Annotated in this window: 1 pseudogene; it reads left to right on the plus strand. The window is 63.6% G+C overall.

Features of this window, described 5'->3' with window-relative positions:
• Positions 1 to 261: pseudogene (locus ACZ3GY_RS24280) on the plus strand (cytochrome c); the annotation flags it as partial.

Raw genomic sequence — 261 nt, forward strand, 5'->3', positions numbered from 1 at the left:
GGACGCGGACGCGACGGCCGTTTCCTCTTTCCGGCCTTCCCCTACACCAGCTATACCCAGCTCAGCCGCGAAGACAGCGACGCCCTGTTCGCCTGGCTGCGCACGCTGCCCCCCGTAAATCAGCCCAATCGTTCACATGATTTGCGCTTCCCTTACGACCAGCGCCCGCTGCTGGGGCTATGGCGTGCCTTTTTCTTCACACCGGCTGTATACCAGCCTGATCCGGCGCGCTCCGCCCAGTGGAATCGCGGTGCCTATCTG

Source organism: Pseudomonas sp. PME37.24/006, from assembly GCF_055556635.1.